Source organism: Bacteroidota bacterium, assembly GCA_030706745.1.
Taxonomy (GTDB): Bacteria; Bacteroidota; Ignavibacteria; order Palsa-1295; family Palsa-1295; genus PALSA-1295.
Genome location: JAUZNX010000022.1, coordinates 18,637 through 40,921, shown reverse-complemented (window position 1 = coordinate 40,921; position 22,285 = coordinate 18,637). Strand labels below are relative to the sequence as shown.

General features: G+C 51.8%; 16 protein-coding genes and 2 tRNA genes. 7 read left to right on the top strand and 11 right to left on the bottom strand.

Annotation, left to right across the window (positions count from 1 at the left end; translation table 11 throughout):
* The 3 genes from Q8902_15615 to ruvA all read left to right on the top strand — a co-directional run.
* Positions 1–524, top strand: a 524-nt coding sequence (locus tag Q8902_15615) for a hypothetical protein (protein ID MDP4200985.1), incomplete at its 5' end; no start/stop codon positions are given.
* Between the two features lie 104 nt (positions 525–628).
* On the top strand, positions 629–2,641 hold the full coding sequence (mrdA, locus tag Q8902_15610; protein ID MDP4200984.1) for a penicillin-binding protein 2: 2,013 nt from the start codon (positions 629–631) through the stop codon (positions 2,639–2,641).
* Between the two features lie 126 nt (positions 2,642–2,767).
* Entirely contained in the window at positions 2,768–3,358 is a 591-nt protein-coding gene (gene ruvA / locus Q8902_15605; protein ID MDP4200983.1) for a Holliday junction branch migration protein RuvA, read from the top strand.
* 13 nt (positions 3,359–3,371) lie between these two features.
* On the opposite strand, the gene Q8902_15600 is transcribed toward ruvA, so the two are convergent.
* The 9 genes from Q8902_15600 to Q8902_15560 all read right to left on the bottom strand — a co-directional run bounded on the left by Q8902_15600 (position 3,372) and on the right by Q8902_15560 (position 10,828).
* Complete coding sequence (locus tag Q8902_15600) at positions 3,372–4,331, bottom strand: 4-hydroxy-3-methylbut-2-enyl diphosphate reductase (protein MDP4200982.1); 960 nt, start codon at positions 4,329–4,331, stop codon at positions 3,372–3,374.
* A gap of 52 nt (positions 4,332–4,383) precedes the next feature.
* A complete protein-coding gene (locus Q8902_15595) occupies positions 4,384–4,968 on the bottom strand; it encodes a hypothetical protein (protein MDP4200981.1) in 585 nt (194 codons plus the stop codon).
* Positions 4,969–5,010: 42 nt separating this feature from the next.
* Positions 5,011–5,688, bottom strand: a complete 678-nt coding sequence (gene cmk / locus Q8902_15590; protein ID MDP4200980.1) for a (d)CMP kinase — start codon at positions 5,686–5,688, stop codon at positions 5,011–5,013.
* A gap of 71 nt (positions 5,689–5,759) precedes the next feature.
* Positions 5,760–6,392 (bottom strand): hypothetical protein, encoded by a 633-nt coding sequence (locus Q8902_15585; protein MDP4200979.1) that lies wholly within the window; start codon positions 6,390–6,392, stop codon positions 5,760–5,762.
* A gap of 167 nt (positions 6,393–6,559) precedes the next feature.
* Positions 6,560–6,633: transfer RNA gene (locus tag Q8902_15580), tRNA-Asp, on the bottom strand.
* A gap of 94 nt (positions 6,634–6,727) precedes the next feature.
* A tRNA-Ala gene (locus tag Q8902_15575) sits at positions 6,728–6,800 on the bottom strand.
* 371 nt (positions 6,801–7,171) lie between these two features.
* Positions 7,172–7,408 (bottom strand): hypothetical protein, encoded by a 237-nt coding sequence (locus Q8902_15570; GenBank protein ID MDP4200978.1) that lies wholly within the window; start codon positions 7,406–7,408, stop codon positions 7,172–7,174.
* Positions 7,409–7,618: 210 nt separating this feature from the next.
* Positions 7,619–9,199, bottom strand: coding sequence for a YifB family Mg chelatase-like AAA ATPase (locus Q8902_15565; protein ID MDP4200977.1), 1,581 nt, complete (start codon positions 9,197–9,199; stop codon positions 7,619–7,621).
* Between the two features lie 63 nt (positions 9,200–9,262).
* Positions 9,263–10,828, bottom strand: coding sequence for a hypothetical protein (locus Q8902_15560; GenBank protein MDP4200976.1), 1,566 nt, complete (start codon positions 10,826–10,828; stop codon positions 9,263–9,265).
* 241 nt (positions 10,829–11,069) lie between these two features.
* On the opposite strand from Q8902_15560, the gene fusA reads away from it, so the two are divergent.
* The 4 genes from fusA to Q8902_15540 all read left to right on the top strand — a co-directional run bounded on the left by fusA (position 11,070) and on the right by Q8902_15540 (position 17,424).
* The gene (fusA, locus tag Q8902_15555) at positions 11,070–13,166 is read left to right on the top strand and encodes an elongation factor G (GenBank protein ID MDP4200975.1); all 2,097 of its coding nucleotides are present in this window, start codon (positions 11,070–11,072) and stop codon (positions 13,164–13,166) included.
* A 114-nt stretch (positions 13,167–13,280) separates the two neighbouring features.
* On the top strand, positions 13,281–14,504 hold the full coding sequence (locus Q8902_15550) for a hypothetical protein (protein MDP4200974.1): 1,224 nt from the start codon (positions 13,281–13,283) through the stop codon (positions 14,502–14,504).
* Entirely contained in the window at positions 14,501–15,907 is a 1,407-nt protein-coding gene (locus tag Q8902_15545) for an O-antigen ligase family protein (GenBank protein MDP4200973.1), read from the top strand. Before Q8902_15550 ends, Q8902_15545 begins: the two co-directional genes overlap by 4 nt.
* Positions 15,904–17,424, top strand: coding sequence for a glycosyltransferase family 87 protein (locus Q8902_15540; GenBank protein MDP4200972.1), 1,521 nt, complete (start codon positions 15,904–15,906; stop codon positions 17,422–17,424). The genes Q8902_15545 and Q8902_15540 overlap by 4 nt, the downstream gene beginning before the upstream one ends.
* Here the strand turns inward: Q8902_15540 and Q8902_15535 are convergent.
* Together Q8902_15535 and Q8902_15530 are read right to left on the bottom strand one after the other, a co-directional pair.
* Complete coding sequence (locus tag Q8902_15535; protein ID MDP4200971.1) at positions 17,377–19,788, bottom strand: YfhO family protein; 2,412 nt, start codon at positions 19,786–19,788, stop codon at positions 17,377–17,379. The two genes, Q8902_15540 and Q8902_15535, sit on opposite strands and share 48 nt — an antisense overlap.
* Positions 19,785–22,214, bottom strand: a complete 2,430-nt coding sequence (locus Q8902_15530; GenBank protein ID MDP4200970.1) for a YfhO family protein — start codon at positions 22,212–22,214, stop codon at positions 19,785–19,787. Before Q8902_15530 ends, Q8902_15535 begins: the two co-directional genes overlap by 4 nt.
* Positions 22,215–22,285 lie beyond the last annotated feature (71 nt).

Here is a 22,285-nt window from a genome sequence, read left to right as displayed (position 1 = left end):
GCGAGGAAACCCATCACCCTGTCCTCTCCCCACAAGGGGAGAGGGAAACAGTAGAAGAGAATCCTGTCGTCATCATCAACTCGTTCGAGTATGCGCCGCTGAACCGGAATGGCAAGTGGTGGATGGCACGCGAGATACTCGAGTTGCAGGAGTCGCTCTCGCTGACGGTAATCCTATTCTCGCATGAGATGCGGAGCGATTTGGAATCAGGATTGCCGGGTCGTGGATCAGTGGGACTCATCAGTGGTCAGGCAGCCTCGGTTGTGCGACTTACGGACCCGTTCGAACACCTGATCCGCAGTCGGAAACCCAGAAAGCAGCCAGAACGGGCCACTATTCATGAAGCACAAATGCTCGCGCCGGGCTTCTGTGAAGATCAGAATATTTCTGAAGAAGGGCAGGAAATCGACGTCATTGCGATGAGCGCGGAGCGCGAAGAAGCAATCCCGCGCACGAAGTCAATCGGACTTCGCACGCGGGACCGCGCCGTCGGCCTTCGGCCTGCGCGCAATGACGTATCGTAGTGAAGTGAGGTATAGACCGCAAGAAAAAGGAAAATGAAGGACGAATAACTGAGGATACATTCGCACAGCGATTGAATTCTCAGAGTCAATTGTTAGTGTAACGCATGGCCGATCTTAACGAACACGAGTTTGCATCTACTCTTCGGGGAAAAATATTTGCGGGGGCGATCATTGTCGTATTCCTCGGATTCCTCGTGCGCTTCGTTCAGCTTCAGATCATTGAAGGTCCCGCGCTACGCGGCGCGGCGATCGAGCAAGGACTAAAGAAGATCGAGCGAGTGCCGGTTCGTGGCACGATTTACGACCGTCGTGGGCGAGTTGTGGCCGCGAGCGTGCCGTCCTTTAGTGTAGCCGTCACACGGCAGGATTTCGATCCGTACCGCGCGCAAACGTTGCCGTTACTTGCGCGGATTCTGGGTGTCGATACGAATTATATACTCGAGCGTATCAATCAAGGTGGCTTTTACACGCGGTTTCAGCCGATCAAAGTTTGGCGAGATGCCGATCCGCGAATCATCGCTCAGATCGAAGAACGGCAGGACCAGTTGCCAGGAGTTGACATCGTTTCCGAATCGAAACGCGAATACGTAGCACCGATTCGTGCTTCGCATTTGCTTGGCTACACCAAGGAGATTTCGGAGGCAATGCTCGATCGGCTCGATAGTACCGCTGATAGTGAATACTATCACCCTGGCGATGTCGTTGGTACCACGGGGCTGGAGCAGGTGCATGAGCGTGAATTGCGAGGCACCAAAGGATATGAGTTTCTCGCTGTCGATGCGAAGGGTCAAAAGCAGGCTCGATTGAATCGAGGTCTTACCGATATTCCCGGAATCGATGGCGCGAACATTCAGCTCGGAATGGACATCGATTTACAGGAGTATGCCGAGCAATTGCTATCGCCATACCATGGTGCGATCGTCGCGCTCGACCCTCGAAATGGTGATATTCTGGCACTCGTATCGAAGCCCGATTTCGATCTAGACGTGTTTAGCGGAAAGACGACGAAGAAAGAATATCAGGCGGTGATGCTCGATCCCGATCATCCGCTTTACAATCGCGCAACGCAAACGCGCTATCCGCCGGGATCGACGTGGAAGCTGATGATGGCCGCCGCGTGTCTGACGACGAAGACCATTCCATTCGATTTCAAGCTGACGTGTCCAGGTTCGTTCACATTTGGCAATCATACGTACAAGGACGATCAGGTCCATGGAGTGGTCGATGTTCACCAATCGATTGTCCGCTCATGCGATGTGTTTTACTATCGCATGATATTGAAGCTCGGGATCGACTCGATGTACAAATATGCGCGGGAGTTTGGCTTCGATCAGCCGACGGGCGTTGATATTGGTCACGAAGGAAGCGGATACATACCGAACACCAAACGGATGAACAAGCTCTATCCGCATGGATGGACTTTGGGGTATGTCGTGAGTCAAGGCATCGGACAAGGAGAGATCGGTGTGACGCCAATTCAGCAGGCCGCATATATGGCCACCTGGGCGAATCATGGCGTGTGGGTCGAGCCCCATGCTGCCCATCGCATTTACAACATGCAAAGCGGTACTTGGGATACAGTCGCATATAAGTCTCGGCGGCTTGATGTGCCGGATACTGTGATCGAGACGGTGCGTCGTGCCATGCTGGGTGTTGTCAACGAACCGGGTGGGACCGCGCACCAGGCCGCAATTCCGAACTCCAGTATTCTCATTGCAGGTAAGACAGGCACGGCACAGAATCCCCATGGCAAGGACCACGCATGGTTCGATTGCTTTGCACCATACGATCATCCGAAGATCGCAATCTGCGTGCTTGTCGAAAATGCCGGTTTCGGAGGTGTGGTCTCCGCGCCGATCGCGCGCAAGCTGATCAACTATTATCTAACTGGGACGCGTGAAGATCCCACGCCATCGATCGTGCCAAATACGCCAGCCTACGAAGCATGGAAGATGGAGATCTATGGAGGAAAATCAAAAGGTGCAAGGAAAGACAGCGTGGGCACCTCGGCTCCATCTGTGAGCGCACGGCCAACTTCTACCAAGGCTCTTCAACCATCGCGAAAGCGGCATGCCTCTCGAAGCGATTATGAAACACCATGGCGCAGGTTTGGGTGAATGGGACATGGCGAGCTCAGACCAGTGATGGTCTCCTGAAAATTTATTGAAATTGGGAAGGTTCTTTTCATTCCTATTTCCTAATTTCTGAGGATGGCTCGGCGAAGTCCGTAATTTCGTTTGTACATGATCTCGCTACTACACGGCACAGTCCGGCATAAGGTACCATTTTGGATCGTCATCGAAGCGGCCGGTGTCGGCTACGAGGTGTTCTGTACACAGGAGGCGTTCGAGCTGGCAGGGAAGGTTGGTACGGAGGCCGAACTGTGGACGCGCTTGGTGGTGCGCGAAGACTCGCTCACACTTTATGGATTTGCGCGTGTGGAGGAGCGGGCGCTCTTTGACCAACTCGTCGCGATTAGTGGTGTCGGGCCAAAGACTGCAGTCGGTATTCTTTCGGGGCTCGGTGCGGATCATCTCCGCGAGGCTATCGCCACTGGTGATACTGGACGGTTGACAGGTATTCCCGGTATTGGCCGGAAGACCGCCGAGCGGCTTATTGTCGAGTTGCGGGACAAACTTATGAAAGAAGAGACGTACGCTCCTCCAACGACGAGCGGGGCGAGGGTCCGAAGTGATGCCCTGCAAGCGCTTATCGCATTGGGCTATCAGAGAGTGCTGGCAGAGAAAGCAATCAGAAATGTGGTTCGGGATACCCCGGAGGCAGGGAAGAGCGTGGAGGCACTTATTAAAGCAGCGCTGAAGGAAGCAGCTTAGCGCAGATAACGGGCTACTGCAGCACCGGCAACAACTGGGCTTTCTCGGGCTCGCCACACAGCTTGTAAATGGCATCGCCGACGCGTTGCATGAGCCATTGCGGGGTGCTAGTTGCACCTGTCACGGCAACGTTGTTTACTTTTTCGAACCACTCGGGCAAAAGTTCACGCTCATCCTCGATGAAGTAAGTATTCGGGTTGGCATCCTTGGCGACATTAAAGAGGACCTTGCCGTTCGAGCTGTTATGGCCGGCAACAAATATTACCAAATCCTGCTGGCGTGCCAGTTCCGCGAGCTTCGTTTCTCTGCCGGAGACTTGACCGCATATCGTATCTTTGGCCTGAAATTCGACCGCTGTCTCTTCCATCGTATCCACGACAAGATCGGAGATACGCTCTTTCAGGCGGTCCCGTATTTCACGGAAAGTGGGGCGATCCATCGTCGTTTGCGAGAAGAGCACCGTGGGGCGATCGAATTTGATTTTGGCCAATGCCTCTTCGACCGATTTCACCACAATGGCTTCATCGTTGACCACACCCCTAAGTCCGATTACCTCGGCATGTTCCTTCTTACCAAAAATTACGATCTGGTAGTTCTTGTCATAAAACTTTCGAATGCGCTCCTGAACTTTGCCAACGACTGGACACGTCGCATTGACGACTTCGAGGCCAAGCTCTTGCAGCTTCGTATAAGTCGAAGGCGGTTCGCCGTGAGCTCGAATCAGTATCTTAGACTGGATGCCGAGTGTGCGATTCTCTTCAGCAATTCGCTCGAAATCACCATGCCCGATGGTCTCAAGTCCTTCGGAGCGAAGGCGATCGACCTCGACGGGATTGTGGATGATATCACCCAATGAGTATAAACGTGGCGCATGACCATTCCCGGCCTGACCGCTCAACTCCGCCTCGGCCATATTCACGGCCCGGACGACGCCCCAGCAAAACCCGGAATTCTTATCGACAGTGACTTGCATTCGAACAGATAACGTGAAGACAAGCCGAAAGGTTAAGCCGGCTCGTGATACTCTATCGGAACGCGTGGACGTATCCAATTTGGATAGCGGGTTTGAGCTCCCCAAATAGGAACCCAAGCTCCAGATAGAAGCCAGCCGAATTCAACTCGTATGCGGGCCCAATTCCATAGAAATCATGCTCAATTTGCTGATGCGTCATCGTGGTTGCAAGAAGAAGCGAAATGTCCTGAGAAGTATTCTCGGAGCGGGTGATATTGATCGGAATACCAAGCTGGAAACCAGAAATGCCACCGAGATACAGACCACTGAATCGCACGCCGGCCCGCCGTCCAAAATATCCCGCAACGACATTGAACATTGCCGGTGTCCCGATGGTCAGACCGAACTCGCCGAAATCTGACCATCTGTGTCTCGTATAATTGATCGTCATGATTGTCGAGCGCAAAACAAGGAACGGCCTGCCGTCTTCATCGGAGATGAAGACCGAGTCCGCAGTTTCGCGCGAAATATGTCCATTGATGATTTGCCCACTCAGTGTCGTGATTTCTGCAGTGAGATGGTCGTCTGCTGGTTGGGTTTGAGCATGTAGGGATCCAGGGACAAGGAGCACCAAAAGATAGAAACACAGTTTTAGCATAACTCAATAACTCATGTAAAGCCTGAAATTGCATCCGAAATATCAAACCGATCGACTGCTCTTTTCCAGAGCAAGCTCATAGACCCGTTCAACCTGCCCCTCAATCGTCAGACTTGTCGTATCGACCTCGATTGCGTCATCCGCCTTGCGGAGCGGGGATATGGCACGCTCGCTGTCTCGGCGGTCGCGCTCTTCGAGCTGTTGGCGCAACTCTTCGAGCGGCATATGGGTGCCAATTCGCTCCATCTCCAATTGGCGACGCTTGGCGCGGACTAATGCATCGGCGACCAGAAAGATTTTTAGCTCCGCATCAGGAAACACAACGGTGCCAATATCACGACCCTCAAGGACCACACCTCCATCCTTGCCGATCAGGCGTTGTTTCTCGACCAGCTTCGCGCGGACTTCCGGATTCGTTGAAAGTTCGCTGGCAAGCAGTGCAATGTCCGGCTCCTGAATTTCGCGCGAGACGTCGATGCCATCGAGTTGGATGGTCCCGGCAGGAGAGAAGCGGATGTCGGCCTCCTCGATAAGGGTATGGACGCGAGCCGGATCATGACCGTGATGGTCCCGTCGCCGGACCAGCAGCGCGAAGGCGCGATACATCGCGCCGGTATTCAAATGGAGAAAGCCAAGCCGTGCAGCGACTTGTTTTGCAGTCGTGCTTTTGCCGGATGCTGTTGGTCCGTCAATCGCGATGATGATTCCGTTGGTGCGCAAAGTGTCTGAGTAACGAGTAACGAGTCATTTCGTTCAGTCGAACTCGTTACTCGCTGCTGATCCACTGGTTACTACGACCGGAATTCCGTATTCACGATTGTCAGCTCGCCGGGATATCGCATGCTGCCAATCGGTGTGGCCATGGTTGGGACGGCCTTCAGTTGAATGTGCGAGGATCCGCCCTGACCCGAAAGCGCTAGTGCAAGATTGATCATATCGTTATAGCCCTGGTTCGCAAAGAACTGCTTGAGATCGACTGTGACTTGCAGAGGCATAATTGCCGTCGAGCCCCCGGCCGGGACACCAATCGGTGCACCGATGTTGCCCGAGATCGTTTCATGCCCATCGAGCAGAAGTCTCCAAGGAAAATCGGTTACCTGCAATGCGCCATACGCTGCGTTCGGCGCATTCGGATTCTTCGCCGCGACATTCAGCGTGAAGGTCAGTGGAAAGTGCCCCGAAGAGAACGCGCCCATCAGGTTAATCCCGTCCATTACGCTAAAATCGGAAACGCTGTGCTTATTCGCCACGTCGATGCCTGCGAGCCGAACACTCTGGACGTTTTGTAGCATGAACTGAATGCGGGAAAGTCCTGCCAGCGCGTTGAGGGTCGCGCAGGAGTTCAAGCTCGATGATATCACGCCCGCGCCTAAGACGAGTGCTACTGCGGCACCCCAAATACTCGATCGTCTCAATAGCTTCATGGTTGCTCCAATGTGTAAATGTGCGTCCTGCAAGATGCTTGTTATTGGGACGGCGTCAGTGGGAAGAAGTTACGTGAGAAAAGAATCAGTAATGTGCAACGAGTGATGAATGGCGAGTCGAGGAAGCTCGTTACTCGCAATTCATCACTCGTTACCATTGCAGGCTGCGGAGCGGACGGGACTCGAACCCGCGACCTCCTACGTGACAGGCAGGCGTTCTAACCAGCTGAACTACCACTCCAAAACGAAATTCAATACCCATGAAGGGCTGCCGTTAACGGCTAATCCCGGTTGCTAATTCCGCAATAATGATTTTAGATCGTTGTTGTGTCGTGTGGACCCAAGGGGAATCGGACCCCTGACCTCTTGAATGCCATTCAAGCGCTCTACCAACTGAGCTATGGGCCCCAAGTTCTCAATTTGGAATTACGAATTGAAAGCTCTGAAGGCGGGCGCTAAACGGCGTTTGGAGGAGACAGGTTTCCACAAAGTAATGTACGAATTAGTTACGAGTTCGACAGCGATCAATATGCGAACTGAATACTCCGCTTCAGTTCTTCCATGTTACGAACCAATTTCTCCACATAGGAACAGCTTCCTTTAGCCACGCAGGAAAAAAAGAGGCAGAGCCAGCCTTCATTCGAGACTGATTCTGCCTATAAGCGCTCTCTTGTGCCGGTCCCTAATAATAGGGATCAGGCAAACAACTATGATTTCATTGTTCTGAAAATAATTAGACAAACGGTGTGCCGGATCCCTAGAGGTGCCGGATCTCTGTATTAGAGTCCGCCAGCGCCGCTTTCTCCGTAATCGGCGCCTTCGTAGCCATCGGAGCGATAGTCTTCCTCTTCGCCGAACGTGTCACTATTTCCCATGTCATCGAAGAAATCCTGGACCGCTTCCGAACGAACAATAGCATAGATCAGGCCGGTCGCGGCAACCGCCGCTGCAGCCCACGGCATCCAGGCCGGGAGCCCAAGAAGGGTCCGTTTCACTTTGCGACGGGCAGTTTTCATTGTGCGTTTTGCAACTCGAGTGGCTGGGGCAATGACGTGGCGATTCGCTTCGGCTGCTATCGAGTGGGAGCGATTGCGGCGGGATGAGCTACGTCGCTTCGTGGCAATTCCGTTGCCATTTTCCGAATGTGAATTTCCTTGGAAGCTTCTGATGGTTGGCATATGAACTCCTTTCGGATCTGTATTACACAACCGGAGTGCCAGCGCAACCTATGCATTCCAAAATTGCCGGTCAAGACTGCGATACTGGATGGCCTCGCTGAGGTGTGCGGTGGAGATCGATTCTATGCCGGCAAGATCGGCGATGGTGCGCGCGACTTTCAGGATGCGGTCGTAAGCGCGAGCAGAATAGCCCATGCGGTTCATCGCCATCTTGAGAACATTGCGGCCTTCGTCTGAAATTTCGCAGAATTGCTCGACCATCTTGGAAGGCAGGTCGGCATTCTTGTAGATGCGACGTTTGCCGCCAGGAACGGTCGATTCTTTGTAGCGAGCATTCTGCCGGTCGCGTGCGGTGAGCACACGCTCGCGAATTCGCTTGGATGATTCGCCGGTTGATTTCTTCGAAAGCTCCTCGATCTTCACGCTGGGTACTTCCACGTGGATGTCAATGCGGTCGAGCAGCGGACCAGAAATCTTGCTCATGTATCGCTGAATCGATCCTTCGGCGCAACTACAGGAATGAATCGCAGAACCGAAGTTGCCGCAAGGACATGGGTTCATCGCACAGATCAACATGAAGTTTGCTGGATATTCAACGGTCATTCGCGTCCGCGAGATGGTAATCGCTCCATCTTCGAGTGGCTGTCGCAGGACTTCAAGGACGTTCCGCTGAAATTCTGGAAGCTCGTCGAGAAAGAGTACTCCATGATGCGCGAGCGAAATTTCGCCGGGACGAATACTCGCCATGCCTCCGCCGACAAGCGCAGCATCCGAAATGGTATGGTGTGGTGAACGAAATGGACGCGAGGTTAACAAAGGAGTGTTCGGAGCGAGCGTGCCAGCCACGCTATGGATCTTTGTGGTTTCCAGAGCCTCATCAAAGGTGAGTGGTGGTAAGATAGATGGGAAGCGCTTCGCCAGCATACTCTTGCCCGAGCCAGGAGCGCCGACCATGATGAGATTGTGTCCACCTGCCGCCGCAACTTCCAGCGCGCGTTTGACAGCTTCCTGCCCCTTCACGTCGGCAAAATCAAGAATTCCATCGTGTGTATCTTCACGGAAGATCTTGTCGATATCGATCTTGATTGGATCGGGAGTCAGGAGGCCGTTCAAAATATCGACAGACTCGCGCAACGTGCGAACACCATACACTTCGATATCCTGCACAAGGCCAGCTTCATTGGCATTCTCAATCGGCACGATCATACCTTTGAGATTTGGCAGCTTCTCACGGAGCTTCCGAGTGTGCAATGCGACGTTCAGCGATCCTCGAACAGGCCGTACGGTACCGTCGAGAGCGAGCTCGCCGAGTAAAACATACTCCTGCAGCCGTTCCGTCTCGACCACTCCAGCAGTAGCAAGCAGCCCGAGAGCAATTGGCAAATCGAATGCACTGCCTTCCTTGCGGATATCGGCCGGAGCCAGATTGATGGTGATCTTGCGATTCGTGTCGAACGGAAGCGAGCTGTTCTTCATCGCGCTTAGTACACGTTCTTTGCTTTCGCGGACTGCAGAGTCTGGCAGTCCTACAATTGCATAGCTCGGCACATGCGCCTCGACGTGCGTTTCAATTTCGACGGTATAAGCTTCGATTCCTTGGGTAGTAGCAGCGTAACAACGGGAGAACATACGGCGAAAATACGGTGAGGATTGAGTCAGCCGAGGAAATCCATATTGGCATCCGCTACACCATTACTCCCGTCTGCGGTAAATCGTCCAGCCAGGAAACACTGTATCATGCAGGTAATTCATGGCAAGAATGCTATCGAACCCCGGGATATAATGCTGATAATAGAGGGCGCTATGAATGAGTTGGTCGGAATCACCAATGATAATATACCGAGGCCGAACTGTGACGATGGAATCGATAAATTCCCGACGCCACCGTTTTTGATAATCCATCAGCCCGCTTCCAGGTTGCTGGAGGACCAAAGGATTCATCGTTGTAAAGCGGCTCGCCGATGCTGTATGAGTGCGCCAGTAAATGCCAGGCGTCATACCCCAGCACTCAATGCGGCCACCAGCGACGGATTCCTGGTTCAAGTAATCGACAACGGGTTGCATCAAAAGAAGCTTATCAGCCGCCCCATTCGCGTCGTTGCGATATGCATACTCGAGCGGATGCGCCTCGCCCCGCGCGATCGCTTCAATATAAAGAATAGTGAAGTTGTGGCGTAAGAGAAGAAGGATCATCAGCCCAGCAATAATCGCCGGAAATTGGCGCCGGAGAATGGGGAGAACGTTGGTCAAGCGCTCGAGCAAATCCGCGAGGAGAAAGGCAGTTAGCAGAAGTACCATCGCATAATGCTGCGGGAAGAACTTCTGCATAATGAGAATCGAAAGGCGTGCGACCAGCATATAGAGTATGAACAGCATGACGTTGGCGCGAGGGAGTACCCACCTCGATGTTCCGCCCGAGCTTCTCGTCGCAATTGCAATAATGCACCATAGCAATAGAACTGCATCGGAGGCAAGTTCGACTCGATGATGGAGTAGCATTCGAAATGGTGTGGCGTATCCAGGTCTCGCATATACATCGAAATTGAATCGAATTGCTGCGAAATAGAGCGCATGCAGACCTCCGGAAACGAAGAGGTAAGGAAGAATGCTGAGTAAGAATACGCAGGTAAATCCGACCCCAAACGGAATGATATATCTGAATGCCTTCCGTTTATGGATAAAGGCCAGTACGGCGGCGAGCACCATCGCGAAGAGCGCATAGGTGGGCCGGAAGGTTGTGGCCAAGCCAAACAAGGCACCGGTTACACCATGAATTGAGAGTTGACCTATCGTATTTGTCTTGCGGTCGCTGAGAGCTCCCCACTGCAGACAGATTGTGGTGCCGAGGAGAATAAAGACTGTTGCAAATACATCGAGTTGACCGGAAAGCCACGTGCCACACCAAAGATATAGCGCTGCGGAGGAGATTGCAGCGTAGAAAGCAAATCGATTCGAGAAACGATGACTTGAAAGATGAAACACCAACATTGCCTGAACACAGGTTAAAATCAGAGTCACGATTCGCAAGGCAAGCGGTGATGTGCCAAACCAGAATATGATTGCCGCATGAAAATACACGATTCCTGGGAAGTTGTGCGCCCACGTTCCGATACAAGGCAATTGATGAAAATGGGCGAGTTGCCATCCCATAGCTTGGTAGTGATCTACATCATTATTAAGCGGCTGCAAGAGATCGGGCAGCAGAATAATAGCAGATGCAATTAGAGTAGCGATCCACCACGAGCGAGTTGAAAACACCGTTGATTTGCGTTTGGAATCCGTGCAGGAATTCGATTGGAATGAAGCGTTGCCTAACCAAACGATGCTATTCTCCGTGCCAGAGTCTGGTGAAGACCCGCCCGGTATTTGCCTGGCACGAACTAAGAATAGCCCCTGTGGGTTAATGGCCCGCCTAAAAGATTCGTCTTCACTCTTGTTCAAATTTGAGCGAATTGAGGCACAATCTTAGTTAACCAAGGGAAAGATCAGCGAAAGTTTTATGCCACGCAAGTACGCACTCGAGCACACTCGGAATATTGGAATCATGGCGCACATCGACGCCGGGAAAACTACGACTACCGAGCGAATTTTGTTTTATACCGGCGTAGTCCATCGCATGGGTGAAGTCCACGAAGGTGGCGCCACCATGGACTGGATGGAGCAGGAAAAAGAACGGGGGATCACGATCACGTCGGCAGCAACTGCATGCATTTGGCGCGATACTCAGATAAATATCATCGATACACCCGGCCACGTCGATTTCACGGTTGAAGTCGAGCGTTCGCTCCGCGTACTCGATGGTGCGGTCGCGCTGTTTTGCGCGGTTGGCGGCGTCGAACCCCAGTCCGAGACCGTCTGGCGTCAGGCAAACAAGTATGGAGTCCCACGTATTGCGTTCGTCAACAAGATGGATCGTACCGGCGCGGACTTCTTCAATGTCATCACGATGATCAAGGAGCGGCTGAGCGCCAATCCGATTCCGATCAATCTCCCAATCGGCGAAGGCGAGATGTTTGCTGGCGTGATCGATCTCGTGACGAACACTGCTCGGATGTACAATGAGAACACGCTTGGCACGACCTTCGAAGATGTTCCAATTCCAGAGAACCTGAGGGAGCATGCGAAAGAATGGCGGACACGGTTGTTCGAGTCTGTCGCGGAAGTTGATGATACGCTTCTGCTGAAGTATCTCGAAGGTCACGAGATCACCGCCGAAGAAGTCATGCGTGTCCTTCGTGAGGCTGTGATCCAATCCAAGATCATTCCTGTCCTCTGTGGTTCAGCGTTCAAGAATAAAGGCGTTCAGAATCTACTCGATGCGGTCGTTGATTTTCTTCCGAATCCGCTTGATGTCGGAGCGGTTGAAGGGCATCATCTAAACCTCACGGACCACATCAGTCGCGAGCCGCGCGATAATGAGAAGTTCGCCGCTATCGCTTTCAAGATCATGACCGACCCGTATGTCGGCAAACTCACGTTCTTCCGTGTATACTCGGGTACCCTGAAGGCTGGTTCTTACGTGTTGAATTCCATCAGTGGTCGTAAGGAGCGCATCGGGCGCATTCTTCGCATGCACGCAAATCATCGTGAAGATATCGATGAGGCATATACCGGCGATATCTGCGCCGCCGTGGGTCTCAAGCAGACGCGAACCGGGGACACGTTATGTGATGAGGACGATCCGATTGTGTTGGAGCGAATGATTTTTCCGGAGCCGGTCATTTCGCTTGCCGTCGAGCCGAAAACAAAGGCCGATTCCGAGAAAATGTCCGAAGCGTTGCAGAAGCTTGCTGATGAGGACCCAACATTCAGAGTCAAAACTGATGAGGAAACCGGGCAGACGATTCTTTCCGGAATGGGTGAGTTGCACCTGGAGATCCTTGTCGATCGCATGAAACGCGAGTTTCGTGTCGAAGCGAATGTTGGCAAGCCACAGGTTGCATACAAAGAGACGATTCGCAAGAAGGTTACGCAGGAAGGAAAGTTTGTTCGTCAGTCTGGTGGTCGCGGTCAGTTCGGACACGTTTGGATCGAAGTCGAGCCGAACGAGCCCGGCAAGGGTTATGAGTTCGAGAATGCGATCATCGGTGGTGTAATCCCGAAGGAATACATCTCGCCTGTGTCGGCTGGTATCGTCGAAGCAATGAAGAATGGTATCGTCGCCGGCTATCCAGTCGAGGATATTAAGGTCAAGCTATTCGACGGTTCGTACCACGAAGTTGACTCGAGCGAAATGGCATTCAAGATCGCCGGCTCAATGGCGTTCAAGGAAGCGGCCCGCAAAGCCAGCCCGGTGATCCTCGAGCCAATTATGGATGTTGAAGTCGTCACTCCGGAAGACTATATGGGTGACGTGATTGGTGATTTGACGAAACGTCGTGGCAAAATCGAGAGCATGACTGCCCGCTCAGACGCACAGGTTATCAAGGCCTCCGTGCCGCTATCGGAAATGTTTGGTTACGCAACCGTGATGCGATCGATGTCACAGGGACGCGCAATCTATACAATGCAGTTCTCCCGTTACGAGGAAGCTCCACGCTCAATTCAGGAGCAGATCATCGAGGCAGCAAAAGGCAAGACTGCAGTTGCCGCATGAGCGGCGAGTGCCTGGTACATTGCCTTTCGGGGATTTCCAATTGCCCTCAGTTCCGGGAAACGGAGCGAGGGCTTTTGCGTTGATTCTGGGACGAATCGCCCATCTTTAGAAGACATGCCTCAGTTTCATCTGCCATCAGACTCCACGATTTCGGAGCCGGTCGTTCCGGACCTTGAGCCCGATGTGCACCTCCTGCACTATCTCGAGCATGTCGCGCGGCATAAGTGGGTCGCCATGTTTCTTGTTATCGCATTTGGAGCTGCATTTTTGGCGGCCACCTACATAATGCCGTATACATATACGACCTTTGCGCGCCTCCTTCCTCCTGATCGACTCTCATCCTCAGGGCTGCTTTCGAGCCTGAATGCATCATATGCTCTTACGATGCTCAAAGAGATTGAGAATCCTTCTGTCGATTTGATGCAGAACTTGTTGGAGTCGCGGTTCGTATCTGATCGGCTAACACAGGACAGTGTGGTCAGAACATTCTATGCCGATGAAGCAGAGACACAGGATGAAATGGCAAAATTGTTGCGCGATGACTTGCTCGTTGATCCGCACATTTCGAAAGTGGATCTCCACGCAACTGTCTCAACATCCTGGTTCTCGACGGACGCAGAAAAGGAAGTCGCTCGGAAACTTCCGGCACGCATTATTAGTATCGCAGTCCATACGATGGACAGTCTGCTGATGGCACTATCAAAAGGTGATGCGAGCAGCCAATTGCTTTATGCGCAGGAAGACTATCGGACGCGAAAACTCGAACTGGACTCCATCACAGCGGAACAAGAAGCCTTCGAACGCGAGCATGGCATCGTTCAACTGAAGACGCAAACGATTGCGGCGATTGAACAAATGGCAAGCATTCAGGCGGATCGAGATGAAGCGCAAATGGAGGCAGCGACACTCTCACGCGATCTGACTGAACGCAATCCCAAACGTGCCATGGCAACAGCAAGGGCCGTGGCAGCAAGTGAGGCATTACAGCGGTACCGGACTCACTCAACAGTTGGTCCGGCTTTCGATGAGATGCCTGAGGTCAATCGTGAATATGCAAGCATCCTACTTCGCCGCTCGGCGCTTGAACCGGTCGTTTCATATTTGAACCGCGAAGTCGAACAACAGAAGATTAATGTGACACGCGAAAAATCAGTCATTACCGTTTTAGATGCTGCGCACGACCCAGATGTTCGGTCGAGCCCCAAACGGATGACAATGCTCCTTCTTGGATTTGCGGTCGGAGTGCTCGCATCTTGTCTATATCTCGGCTTTCAGGCAATGCGGGTATCAGTCCGGAGGGCCAGGTACGTTTCCACCACTGTACAGACCAGCAGATGACGACCCTCGATAAAGGTCTGGAGTGGGGTGCGCAACAGTCCCGCGAGATCTTCACGTTTCGGAATCTCAAATATCTTGTTTGCTGGCTCATGCTCTGGCAGGACAGCATGATTGGGGGCTCTATTCTTGAGCTCAGCACAATATTTGGTGAAATTCCCGGAACACGTACCGTCGAAGTGTTCGCAATGCTTCTTGCCCTGATCGCGATCTGCGAACGCACACTCTCCGGTGATTTCAAGCTGCGACGATCATATTTCTCCGCGCCTCTCATATTGATTCTTGTGATTTTCTTTTTCTCCTGGTGTAGAGGCCAGATTATGTTGCAGCGATTTAATCCGGTGCTCGAAGCTCATGATGCCTTTGCGTGGCCATTTGCCTTCTTCATTGTGATCAACGCATTTCGGGATGATGAAGATCGACGAGCCCTCTGGAGAATTATTATGCTCGCGGTCATTCCAAAGGCTGTCGAAGGTGTCTACATCTATTTCTTCACTCCTCCCAACTCCGGTAAGGACTGGGGCGTCGTGCAGCTCTGGCGCGATGCATATTTGCTTGGCATCGGGTCAGTCTCGCTGATGTTGTTTGCCCATTATCGTGGGACCACGCTCCGCTGGATCAAATGGGCGCTGTACCTATCCACTCCGTTCCTCGGTTTTACGTTCATCATGAGTATGCGGCGGACATTTCTTGTCAGTGCTCTTGCCGCTGCCGCATTGATGTTCTTCACGCTGCCTAAGGAGCGACGTCGCCGGCATTTGGCGGTGGCGAGTGGATTCCTTGGCTTTATGATCTTCTTCACCTTGATTACCGACCCAATGGCACTGATCGGTCGGCTCTCCGGAATCGTCGCTCCACAGAATGAAGGTTCTGCATATATCCGCCTCATGGAGTGGCCCAATGTGCTTCTTAACATTTGGCATCATCCACTTCTTGGGGTTCCAGTTGGGGTACCATGGAAAACATACTACCGAATGCCAGTATCTGCTGTGTACACGACGCTCGGAACCCATAACACCTATCTCTACTGGCCCCTGCGAGCGGGCATCCTCGGTGCGGTTGCGTTCTTTTGGCTGCTTGGGAAGTTGTGGAAGACCGCTCTCATAAACAACCGATTGAGAAGAACAGAGGACGATTTCATATTCGGCCAATTGGCAATTCACTTGCTCATTTTGTATCAGGTATCCTGCTTCTTTGGGCTCATGTACGCGGAAGACTTGCCGGTATTTATGGCCGTCGTCATGACGACATTCCAATTGCAGTCCAAGTACATCTCAGGCCGATACAGTTACTCTGAAGTTTCACTGCGGGAAACTCTGCGTGCTGGCAAACTTGTGTTCACTCCGCGAGCGATTCGGCGCGCATCGCGGCAGAAGGTCACATCAATACTCCCTGTAACGGTATGATTAACGCCCTGGAATGGATCCGCGTCCGACTATTCGGAAGTGCGAGAGCGATCGCAGTCATAGTCTCACTTGCCTTCGTTGTGTTTTTTCTGGTTGTGGCGATTTGGCATTTGCAGTATCCCTATGAGATCGAGTGGTATGAGGGCCTCATGATGGACCACATCATGCGCGTGGTAAACGGACTTCCAATCTATGCTGCACCCGATCTATATTTTTCGGCAGCGTTGTATCAACCGTTGTATTACTATGTTGTTGCTCCGTTAATTCATTGGACTGGACCAGCGTTCTTGGCAGGCAGGATCGTGACAGTCGCATCCACGGTCCTTACGGCAATGGTCATTCTGTTTACGGTATCCCGGCTGACGCACCGTTCGAAATTCGCGATGTGCGTTGCAGCAGGTCTATTCTTCTCAACATACAATCTAACCGAACTGGTCCAGACCGTCGTGCGTGTCGATTCACTTTATGTGCTCTTCATAATAACCGCCTTCTACGCGATCTCTCAGCGGCGAATGCTGACAAGTATTCTTGCGGGCGTGTTGTTAGCGGCCGCATACTTTACCAAACAAGAAGCAATCTTCTTTTACCCTTTGCCATTTCTTTGGCTGTTCCTCATCCATCGTCATCAGGCTGTCATCAGTGTTGCAGTACTAGTGGGGTTGATTGCCGTTGGAACACTATTGCTGCAATCGTCATCGCATGGTTGGTACAGCTATTATGTCTATGGTATGCCACGAGCGAAGGGACAGTACTATGGTTATATGCGAGTCATCGCGGCATTCCCCACGGAAATTCTCAGGTATTGGGGCGTCGCCGCATTGATACTCGGAATGTTTATAGGACTCGTTCGGGGCAAGGCATTCTCATTGAAGAGTCCGGAAGGCTTTTGGGCGTTGGCAGTACTTTCGGCGGTCCTACAGCTTTGTGCCCATCGTGGCGATCAGATGTCAGGCAACAATGTCTTGCACCCACTCTCGGCGATGCTTGCGGTCTTTATTCCCTATGCGGTTTGGCGCACTTCTCAGGAGCGCCATTCGCTGGCAAGAGTTTTTGAATGGGGGCTTGTGATTCAACTGGTTGTCTTTATCGTGGATCCACGATGGCAGCCGATGCTTCTGCCTGGCGCTTCGGAACGAACGCGTGCCGATCACTTCGTTGCATATCTGCATTCCTTGCCGGGGGATGTCGTGATTCCAGCGCACGGCTTTCTCGGACCCATGGCTGGGAAGCAGACGCATACTCACTGTCAAGTCGAGGACGATGTCCTTGTAATGCGCGACAGCATTTCACGACACTATCAAGATGGTTGGCGAGATGCGTTAGTGAATCGAAAATTCGCTGCATACATCTGGGATGACGGAGGATCCCCAAGGCCTGATTCGATTCCGGGATATACCTATGCAGGCATGCTTCCAGATAGCCTTAGAATTGGCTGCAAGATGGGACCAAGAATCATTCGACCGACATTTCTATATCTGCCGGTTGGCTCGGCGATGCCCAAATATCGCAGTGAGTAATGATGAGAGAGAAGTGAAGATGGTGATCCAGAGTCCCGCATTGAACGAATCGGGACGGAATTCGAACTCGATAACGTGATCGCCGGCATGGAGTAGAATGGCTCGCATCGCATAATTGCAGCGGAGAAGATTGACTTCCGCGCCATCGACTCGACATTTCCATCCGGGATAATAGGTGTCTGTTAACACAAAATATGCGACCCGATCCGAATGCGCATGGAAGCTTATTTCACTGCCAAGGTCTTGGAGAAGTGCGATGGATTCTCGCTGAGGTGTCGCATCGTGGAGAGATGTGATGGTCTGATCTGGAGTAAAGAGAGCAGCGGGCCACGAACTGCCGTGCCGAAGTGAATCGAGTACTATTTGATCGTTGGAGAGAGTCGCGGTGCTTCGGGCAAAAAAGGCGCGTGGTGTTGCCGTTGGCACTCGATAGATCCAAATTGGTCCTTGATTCAACGATACGAGATGTGTTGCGTCCCCGATCGGAGTGGCTGTACAAATGGTCCCGACATTGAAGCGCGAGAGCAATCGCTGTGTGGCCATGTCCGGGGTCACACCAATCTCATTAAAGAGACATCGGGGCACGAGGCTCTTGTAGCCAGTGGCTTCGCTGATGCCATAAATGACATTCTCATTATCGATAAACATCGTCTGCGTATTGGGCGCTATCTGGCGGAAGAAGCACACGCGGGAATCGCGGCTTAGGGAGTGTAGCAATCTTGTTTCTTGAGTTGAAGGATAGATGGGAAATCTATCGGTGTTCGTTGCCGGCAGCCAGGATCGCGCGAAAAGAATAAGCTGGAATGAGATAATTATCCATAGACTTGTCAGCATAATTCTATGCAAGACGATCTTTTGCTTGAGACCCACCCATAGTAGTGCGAGAGAGAACAGGCAACTTGCAGTAGTCGCAATCCAGATGGGACGAAGAAGGCTCCAATACTCGACCGATTCTTTAATGCGAGCAACAATCCAATTGTTATTTCCGGAAGCGAATGCTGCCGATGTGAATCTCGGCATGAGAGACTGCATTGCACCGGACAAGATCCGGTCATGCTCAAAGTGAAGGATGACGGTAGATAGTGTGAGAAGAGCAATCAGCACTATCAGAATGACGAGCGCGTAATGCAGCCATCGAAAGAAGTGACGCTGCAACTGCTCGTCCTTCAAGATCGCTTCAAATGCAATTGCCCCTGTGACGCAGGCTCCAAGAAGAAAGACGACAAAGAAGCGATGATAAAGAAAATGAAACAGTGGCGTACAAATCGGAATTGCGAGGCCAACAGTTGCCAAGATGACGAAGGGGCGAATGGCTTGAAGTCGCTTCCATAGGTGGATGGCACCCCAAAATGCAAGCAACAGCGGTAGAAAACCAATCGCCCCTTGAAAGTCAATAGGATAGACTCCAACAGCGGCTTGAACCGTTACGCCGCGAATTGATCCCGCCAGTTGCGGCACAAAGAACGTAAGGCACATTGGAAGGCTCAGAATGCGCGATAGTAGAGTGTAGCCTCGTTGAAAGCTCGTTGAGAAAGAAACACCTCCGTTTGCGACAGCATACAAGAGTTCGATCGCCGGAAGTATGTATGCCATCCCAATTCCGATTCCAATGAGAAGCGCCAGAGCAAGCGGTCCAAAATGAACGCGACGTTTTTCTGACCACCGCAACGTGAGCCAATAGCATGAAGTAAGGATGAGTAGAAACGCTGCAGTCTGAACATTCCCCGCGAGTATGCCGAGGCCTAATGCAGTGCCGGCGAGTGCGAGATCGCGTCGGGTGGAGCCTTGGCCGTAACGATGTAGGAACAACAATACATATGGTGCAAAGCTAAACGCCGCAGGAATAAAATGTGCTAACAGATGCGAAACAAAGAGGGCGTTTAGCATATAAGCCGTCGCAAAAATGCGAGCCACCCCGATGCGAATATCATAATCTCGCAGTAAAAGGTACATTCCAAATCCGGCGACGAGAAGCGGAAAGATCAGGAGCAAATTGAACTTCGTCTCGAACGAGAATGGCAAAAGGAGTATTGGATTGTATGTCCACATGCCTTCGACATACTCTGGATAACCATTGAGAATATATGGATTCCAAAATGCAAGGTGTCCATTAGCCAGGGCCTGTGCAGTGAAGTGCTTTAATGGATAAGACTGCAGATAGCCATCGGTGACAAGCGAGTTATATGCATGGGGCGGTTGGTAAGTCTCCGAAAAAGGAAGCGTCATCGTATCGATGAGGTCGCTTGGTAGCAAAGACTTCCCCTCAAAGAGAATGGGATAAAACGCCGCGACAAGCACGATCAGAAGTGCAGCAAGCGTAACGAAGGCCTGTCGCACTTCAATATTCAAGCTCGTGAATCTCATGGGCGTCGTTCGCGGCGCGTTGCCTGCACGAGGCCAAGCCCTAAAATACTGGCAAATGAAAGAATTGATATCCACTTGCCAAGCTGGAAGCTCATCGGATCGAAAACAAACGAAACATGATGTCGGCCTGCATCAAGATAGACCGCGCGCATGGCATAATTAGCTCGCAATATGTCATGCTTGCGTCCATCCACAAAGCACTCCCAGCCTGGATAGTAACTGTCCGAAAGGACCAAATATCCGGAATGATCGCTTGAAGTTTCAATCCTAATCAATTCGGGTTTATCCTCAATGATCGTTGGTAGTTGAGGGGCCATAACCAGCGGCGGCGGGATCGCAGCGTACTTCTCATCCTTGAATATAACCTCGCGTAAATCGAACGAAGTATCCACGAGTTGCGCGAGCGTGGACGAATCGCTCGGCGAATTTACTACTCGATCGGATAGCCATGCTCGTAGTGTCACGTGCCGGTTTTGCCACAGCCGCCATGTGCCTGTGTCAAGCAAAGCAAAGTCGCCACTCGGAAGATGACTGGTCGCTCCGGTCAGAACGTACTTCACATTGAGAAGTCCCAACATTTTCGCTGGCATTGTGGAATCCGTTGCAAGTTTAGGAATATGCAGATAGAAGCTGCGAGTAAGCAGACTTTCATAGCCGCTCAACATGGCAATACCATAGGCCGCATTATCATTATCGATGAAAAGATATTGTTCGTTGGGATGCCAACGGCGATCGACAAAAACGCGAGTGGAAGAATCGCGACGAAGAAAATCGGTAAGCTTCACATCCGGCAGTAATGGAAATCGTGCGGGGTCAACATGCGGAAACCAGGAATATGCGAACATCCCAACCTGCAAGCCGGTGATTGCCCATATTCCCGCTAACTTCGCGTTACGCTTCAGCCCGGAACTGTGGAGAAGACTGCTCAGGAGGTAGTAACCAATAGCGATCGAAGCAAGTGAGATGAACAAGCTCGGGGACGAGAGTGAGTAGTTGTCGATCGTTGCTCGTAATCGATCAAATACCCACGCTCGATTGCCTTCCGCGAAAGACATATGCTCAATTCGTGGCAGGAGGTGGGTGAGTGCCCACTCCCACGTTCGCTGGTAATTCGTCAGGATCAAGAATCCAACGATCAGAATCAACCCAGCGGCTGCCGCGAAGATGTTGCGCGAAATTCTAACCCATCGTTGAAACGCCGTACGGTCCAAATCGCCATCAAGAATTCGTTGGAAACCAAGCGCGCCCGCACCGCAGAGACCGAAGATGCCAATGATGAAAAAGCGATGATACAGAAATCGAAATAGTGGTGTTGCGATTGGGAGGAGAAATCCACAGACTGTCAGTAAAGCGAATGGACGAACGTCACTGTCGCGCCACCGAGCGATCACAGCCCATATGCCAAGAAGCAGTGGCAAATAACCTATCGCTGCATTGAAATCCACCGTGTAGACGCCAAACGCATTGTAAAGTGTGACTCCTCCCGCGCTTCCAGCCAATTGTGGAATAAAGAATGTCAGCATCAATGGCAGCGTGAGAATACGCTGAAGAATCGAATAGCCGCGCGTATAGCTCGTCGAAGCAATCAAACCGCTTTGGACCACGCTCCAGAAGAACTCAAGGGTCGGAAGCCACATGATCGCACTCAGGAGTAGCCCGAGCGCGATGGTTTTGGTGATGACTCCAAATCGCCGGGAGATAGAGGTTTCCTTCTTCGGGTAACTCAATGCATAAAGCGCCAGCAGAAAAACGAGGAAGCTGGCAGTTTGGATATTCCCCCCCAGGAATCCGAAGCAGAGCGCAAGGGATGCGAATACTAGGTACCTTGCACTTCCTTCATCGTAATGTCGCTTAATGAACAACGCAAGAAGAGGCGCCCAACACATCGAGCCTGCAATAAAATGATTAAGGAGGTGCGTAATGAAGACACCGCATAGCATGTAGCTCATCGAAAATATTCTTGCGACCCAGATATCGATGTTGTAACTCATCAGGAAAAAGTAGAACGCTATCCCTGCGATGAATAGAGGCAGAATTAAGTAGATCTCGAAGACAAACGGCATCTTCCCAAAGAGCAGAACTACATTAAGGACATCGAAATTGGTAGCCATACTCTCGGCATAGGCCGGGTAGCCACCAAGATTAAGCGGATTCCAAAACGCGAAACGGCCATGTTGCCATGCTTCACGCAGAAGTAACTTATAGGGGTAAAACTGAAATAAGCCATCTGAAATATAAGCGTTTTCTGCCTGAGGCGGAGAAAAGCTTTGAGAAAAAGGCAACGTCATTGTATCCCCTAAGTCCGTTGGTAGCAATAACTTACCTTGGAATAGGATTGGTCCAAACGCAATAACGAGAACCCCCAGAAGGAGGAGGATCGAGAGAATATGTCGCTTCAGGGGCATGTTCTGAGGTATTCGGCGCATGCAGATGTCTCAAAAATAGCGAAGAACGGCCAAGAATTTCGAAACTCTTCGCGTCAGAGGCCAGTTATACG